Genomic DNA, 7,214 nt, shown 5'->3' on the forward strand with positions numbered 1-7,214 from the left:
AATTTTATGAGTAAATCTGCATTGCCAAATCTTTATACACGAATATCTAATAAAATATTAAATATTGAAGATCTAAAGGATCAATTAATTTATAACGATATAAAGTCCTATTTAAGGAATGATATATTTCCCCAAAAGTTAAGATCTATGATTAAAAATAAGGATTTTAGTACTAAAGCAACTTTTGATCTTATATCTCCAATTATTCAAATATTTGATAATAAAGAAGAAAAAGAGTGGTTGTCATATTTTTATAATTTCGTTTTAAATAAATCTTTTCCAGAGGCACTAGAGATTACTTTGATAAAAGAAAATGAGCTTCCCTCAAAAATTTTCATTACTACATTTAGAATAATTACTGATTATGAAAGAAGTAATGTTTCAAGGCTACCCCATAGTAGATATCCTATGGAATTTGTTACTGATTCGGAAGAAAAGAAGATAAGAATTACTTCTGAATATAAAAAGTTCAAAAAGGCATTTAGAAAAGATTTTGTATATGAGTTAATGAAACTTCATCAAGATATAACAGGACATACAACCCTAAATCATATTACAGGGGTTCATAATTTAGCTATGCATATTTCTAAACAACTGCATAAACTTAATCTACCTGTGGACTTAGGAAGAGTGTCTGGAGCTGCAGCAGGCCATGATATAGGTAAGTTTGGTTGTAAAGGTGAGGAATTAAAAAGAGTTCCATATCTTCATTATTATTATACTGATCAATGGTTTAAAAATCACAAGTTAGAACATATTGGACATATAGCTACAAATCATTCAACTTGGGATTTAGAATTAGAGAACCTTCCAATAGAATCTCTAATTCTAATATATTCTGATTTTAGAGTGAAAAATAGATACTATGATGGAAAAAAAGAAATGCATATATTCACTCTTAAAGATTCTTTTGAGGTTATTTTAAACAAATTAGATAATGTGGATGAACAAAAAGAAAAGAGATATAAAAAAGTTTATTCAAAATTAAAAGACTTCGAAAATTATATGCTTAATTTAGGTATTAGTGTAGAGCTTACTATACCAGGACCTAATCCAATAGAAAAAAAATACTATCCTCTTATGAAAAAAGATACTATAGTAGAAAATTTAAAGTATAGAGCTATAGAACATAATATTTATCTAATGAATAGACTTAGAAGTGAAGCTTCCCTTAGTGCTATTTTAGAAATTGCTCGTAGTGAAAATGATTGGAAAAAACTAAGAGGTTATTTGAATATATTTGAAGAGTACTCAACTTACTTAACTCAAAAACAAAAGATAATTACTTTAAATTTTCTTTATGAATTGCTGATACATAAAGAAGAAGATATCAGGAAACAAAGTTCTGAATTAATTGGAACATTGATTGCCATGTATGATGAAGAATATAGAAAAGAAGTTCCTAAGAATGTTAAACAAGAAGAGTCTGAAGTTTCTAGTTATGAACTTTTGGATAAATATATACAACTTATTCTCTACCCTGACCATAAAATATTAGAGGCACATAAAAAATGGATTGGACTTAGTTTAAGAACAGTGATGTCTTCTATCTTATCCTATTGTCATGAGAGTCAGAGGGAAAACTTCAGAAATGTTTTATTAAAATATTATTCTTTTGCCCTCTATGAGAATAAAGATGTTCAGTTTTACTTATTACAAACAGTTAAATATATACCTTTTGAAAAAGGAAATGAAAAACCTTTAAGCAAAATGTTTGATTTTATACTATTAATGTTACATAGTGATAATAGCCAAATAAGAGTATCTGCTTTAGAACGAGTATATAACTTATTATTTAGGATTAGAGAACACTCTGATTTTACAGATAAACTGATACAGATGATGAATGATAATATAGTATATTCTGAGATTCCAGCAGAAAACTTTTTAAAATTAAAAATAGCTAAAAAACTAAATCTAAGTCAAGAAGTAGTTAGTTATTATCAAAAAAACTATGATAAAGATTTTGATAAAACACCTGAAATTTTCTTAAAAAATCTTAAAAGCGCTACAAATTGGATTATAAAAAAGGTACATATTGAATTGCTTTTAGATCATGTTATTCAAAATAATGATAAAAATGTTATTCATACTGCAATGCATTTTACTAATTTAATAAAAGTTAGTGCTGTTGAAAATGTAAGAAATCATGCTGGTGAAGCATTACTTAAAGTATTCCCATTTTTATCATTAGAACAAAGAAATGATGTAACTATAGAATTATTAAGGGCTTTAGAAATTCAAGGTTATCATTTTACTAAATATATTCCTAATTATCTGGGTCAATTAATGTTATATCTACATCCCATCGAATTAGATGAATTAATTGATGACTTTATCGAGAAGATAAAATCATCTAATAGACAAATACAATTTTTAATATTAAAAACTGTAGGAGTAACAATTCAAAATTATTCAAATTATAATAATATATTTATAGAAGATAAAGATGTTTATAATGATAGACTCACTAAGTTATTAGGAGTTTTATTAAATGGTTTGGTAAGTTATGATATGCAAGTTAAGCAAGAAAGTTTCAGAATAATAGGGTCAGGAATATTTGGTTCTAAAACTCTAACACTAAAAGAAAAACAAAACATATTTGCACTGATTGGAAAGAAAATATTAACCCTATTGTCTTCAAAAGATGAAGGTGAATTATGGTTCTTAAATAACTCTGCTTCTTTAAATAATATATATCGATTTATATCTGATTATAAGTTTTTACAAGGTGATATAGAAATAACTAAAACAAATAAGATTGCTTTTTTCCCGGGTACCTTTGATCCCTTCTCCCTTAGTCATAAAGAGATTGCTCGAGAAATTAGAGACTTAGGATTTGAGGTCTATCTTCAAGTAGATGAGTTTTCTTGGTCAAAACGTACTCAACCTCATAAAATAAGAAGAGAAATTATTAATATGAGTATCTCTGATGAGTTAGATATATATCTATACCCAGAGGATTTATCAGTTAATATCTCTAACTCTGAAGATCTGAAAAACCTAAAGGATTATTTTAGTGATTCAGAAGTGTATATTGTAGTAGGAAGTGATGTTCTTTTAAATGCATCATCCTATAAAACTAATAAAACTAAAGATTCTATCCATAGTTTTTCCCATATAGTATTTGAAAGAGGAGAAAATAATCAAAGTCAATTAGACAGTGTTCTAGAAAAAATAGCAGGTAATATTGTTCGTCTTTCATTACCTGCTCAGTTTGAAGATATTAGTTCTACTCAAATAAGAGAATATATTGATGACAATAGAGATATATCAGAATTAATAGACCCACTAGCACAAACCTACATTTATGAAACTGGAGTATATAGAAGAGAACCTCAATATAAAACATTAATTCAAACTCAATCTATTAGTATAGATATAATAGACAATATAGAAGATGAGTTGTTATATAAACTATCTACGTCTATATTAAAGGAACACGATAATGCTTTTAAAGCATTAAAAAATATTAAGTCAAAACTTAATCCTCGAGTTATATTACTAAAAGATGTTGAAAATAAAAATAAAATAATTGGTTTTTCTATATTCCATTGGGTAAGGTCCAGTAATCTATTTAATCAGTTTAATGACAACAATGTTTCAGAATATATAAGAGAAAACTCAGTCGGTAGAATAATCTGTGTTGATGGAATTTTTATTGATAATAATACTCGGTTTAAAAACTTAGAACAAATTTTATTAACTGAAACATTAGCTTTCTGCCTAGCAAAAGATTATACCTATGGTATCTTCAAAAATATTATCGATTCTTATCCTACAAAATCAATATATGAAACTTTAGTTTTACAGGGATTTATGAAACTTCCATTTAGTGATGACGTTAAACCAATTTATGTGGTTAGTATGACAAATCCTTGTACACTGAATTTAGATCTAGAATCAATTATAAAAGAACCTTTTAAAAGTAATAGAAATGTGCAAAAAGCTATTGAGCGATCTAGAAAAAGGTTACAACGTTCTTTATCATCCTTATATCCAGGACAATTAATACTATCCTTTGATAGAGACATTTTATATGAAAAAATGATTGAAAAAATTTGTGAAATTAATGATATGCCTACTAAACAACTAACTCCTAAAGTTACTGGAGAGAAAATGTGTGTTCCATTCGGTAGCGTATTAAATGGACATATTGTACCTAATACAGTTACAAAATCTATGCATACTGAAAAAATGTATACTCCAGATATTGAAGATTTTAGTATAGAACCATTCCCCTATTATATGAGTTTAGAAAATCAGATTAAAATGCTTTACTCATTTAATAGACCTGTAATTTTAGTGGACGATTTATTAAATAAAGGATATAGAATTAAAGCTATCGATCCATTACTAAAAAAAGAAAATATTGAAGTAAGTAAAATAATAGTAGGTATTCTATCAGGTAGAGGTAAAGAGTTAATGGATATTCAAAATCGAGAAGTAGACTCTGCATATTTCATACCAAATCTAAGAGTTTGGTTTAATGAAAGTGCATTATATCCTTTTATTGGCGGAGATACTGTATGGAGAGGGTATATTCCAGAACGTAATTTACTACCTTCTGTGAATTTCGTTCTACCCTACACTTCCCCAATATTTATAAAAGGTACACATAATAGATCTCTATATGAATTATCTAGGACATCAATATATAATTCTATCGATATACTTTCAACTCTTGAAAGAGAATATCAAAATAAACATGAACGTAATTTAACTCTAAAACATCTTAGTGAAGTCTTTATATCTCCAAGATGTCCTGATAAAGGTAATAACATGGAATATGATATTAACCTAAAAGCCTCTAGGTATTTAAAAAACGATTTAGAACAACTTAAGCGAATTGAGGATATAATAAAAAGATAAGAGGTGTATATATGTACTTATATAAAATTGCAACTGATAAATACGGATTTTCTCATATTAAATATGATTTTGACGAAGCAAATATAGATGAAATAAAAAGTTCTAATAAAGTTTATTTCTTATTTAAAATGGATCCTATGAAATCCAGGAGAAGTTATTTAATTTCTTCTCCTTCTTTATTATTTTTAGAGGACGAAAATATAAATATACTTAATAAGAAAAAAACGGAATTTCCTGTAGCTAATTGGTTAAAGGAAAAGATAAATGATAAAAAGGTTATTGCAGTAAATACTAATTATCCTAGCTGGAAAACAGTTTTAAATCACACTTTGCCCAAAAAATGGAGAATTAATCTGCTAGCATTAGGTGATGTGGGTAGTACGCTATTAACAGGTCTGAAGCTATTAGGAAATAATATAATATTTGAAATTGGAATATATGACAGAACTTATGAAAAAGCTAAAAGATGGGAAATGGAAATGAATCAAGTATTAAAAGCTTTTAATTACGATTCCCCTAAAGTAAAGATAATAGATAGATCAGATATATTCGACTGTGACATGTTTGTTTTCTGTGCCTCTAAATCAGTTCCTAAAGTAGGCTCTGAAGTAAAAGATGTAAGAATGGCTCAATTTGAAAGTAATTCAAATATCATCAAAGAGTATGCTATTGAAGCTAGAAATATAGGGTTTAAAGGAATCTTTTCAGTAGTTTCGGATCCAGTAGATTTATTATCTAAGGTAGTTTTTCTAGAAAGTAATAAAAATGAAAAAGAAGAATATGATTACAATGGTCTAGCACCTGAACAGATTAGAGGTTATGGTTTAGGTGTTATGAATGCTAGAGCAGCTTATTATGCAAATATGTCTCATGATCTAAATCAATTTCTCTCAGAAGGTAGAGCTTACGGTCCCCACGGAGATGGACTTATAATCGCAGATAGTATTAAAAACTATAATGATGATTTATCTAAACTTCTAACAGATAAAGCCATAAATGCTAATCTAGAAATGAGAAAATTAGGCTATAAACCATATATTGCTCCAGCTCTATCCTCTGGAGCTTTATCTATTATTGATACCATATCGGGCAATTGGCATTATAGTGCTACTTTTATAGGTGGGGTATTTATGGGTAGTAAAAATAGAATTGTAAACAATAGCATTGAACTAGAATCTATAGATATGGATGACACCCTTTTTGAAAGAATAAAAAAATCATATACAGATTTAGGAGAAATAATATGAATAAAATACATGTAATAGTACCTGAAACCCCCTCAGACTTTTTATTAAAAATGGTGAAAGAAACAGTTATGAGTAATGAATTTATTTTAATAAAAAATGTAGATAATCTACCAAATTTACAAAATAAAAAAATATTATTTGCTATTGAATTAGATCATGCTGGAGGTAATGTTGAAATCAATAGGATATTCAATAAATTATTTACTCTAGGAAATGATTCATTAAAAAACTCTACGGGATCTGTTCTAGTACATAATGATAATGAACTATATACAAAAACAATGGCTCAAAATATAATTTTCAATGGAAATAGATTGGGATGTAGATTTCCTGGTAGACCATTAGTAGAGGCTACTGGTAGTTTATCTAATATGAAGACAATAGCAAATGCTTTAGATTTGAGCTTGGAGGAGGCCTGTTTTAAATCTTGTAACTCCCTTGGAGAAACTCTACAAAATGATAATCCTAAAAAAATTGATAACCCTAAATTATTAGTACTACATTCTAGTAATTATACTACGTCAAATACATTAAGGCTTTGGGAGATGTCAAAAAGACACTTAGATGGTATAGATATTAATGAAATTCATATAGAGAATGGAACTGTTAGAGATTGTATAGGATGTCCATATACAACATGTAAACATTATGGTCAACAAACCAGTTGTTTTTACGGAGGCATCATGGTAGAAGAAGTTTATCCTGCTATTTTGAATGCAGATGCTATACTTTGGATTTGCCCTAATTATAATGATGCTATATCTGCAAATCTTACGGCTGTCATAAATAGACTTACTGCTCTCTTTAGAAAAACAAAATTCTATGATAAATCTATTTTTAGTGTAATTGTATCTGGTAACTCTGGAGGAGATTCTATAGCCAAGCAATTAATAAGTGCTTTAAATATTAATAAAACCTTTAGACTACCTCCTTATTTTAGTATCATGGCTACTGCTAATAATAAAGATGCAATACTTCATGTTCCTAATATTGAAGATAAAGCTAAAAGATTTGCATTAAATATAAAAAATGAAATCGAGTAGGAGGTAATTAATTATTTTAATTACCGTCCTCTCACACCACCGTACGTACCGT

At 27.8% G+C, this 7,214-nt stretch carries 3 protein-coding genes; all 3 read left to right on the plus strand.

From position 1 onward, the window contains the following. Positions 1–6: 6 nt before the first annotated feature. From GOQ27_RS02145 to GOQ27_RS02155, 3 genes are read left to right on the plus strand one after another with little or no spacing between them, the layout of a single operon-like run. Positions 7–4,872 (plus strand): nicotinate-nicotinamide nucleotide adenylyltransferase, encoded by a 4,866-nt coding sequence (locus GOQ27_RS02145; RefSeq protein WP_203365166.1) that lies wholly within the window; start codon positions 7–9, stop codon positions 4,870–4,872. An 11-nt stretch (positions 4,873–4,883) separates the two neighbouring features. Further along, positions 4,884–6,119 carry a lactate/malate family dehydrogenase gene (locus tag GOQ27_RS02150; protein ID WP_203365167.1) on the plus strand — a complete coding sequence of 412 codons (1,236 nt, stop codon included), beginning with the start codon at positions 4,884–4,886 and terminating at the stop codon, positions 6,117–6,119. Then, positions 6,116–7,162: a flavodoxin family protein gene (locus tag GOQ27_RS02155; RefSeq protein ID WP_203365168.1), complete on the plus strand. Its 1,047-nt coding sequence runs from the start codon at positions 6,116–6,118 to the stop codon at positions 7,160–7,162. Before GOQ27_RS02150 ends, GOQ27_RS02155 begins: the two co-directional genes overlap by 4 nt. Positions 7,163–7,214 lie beyond the last annotated feature (52 nt).

Source organism: Anaeromonas frigoriresistens, from assembly GCF_016820655.1.
Lineage (GTDB): Bacteria > Bacillota > Clostridia > Tissierellales > SIT17 > Anaeromonas > Anaeromonas frigoriresistens.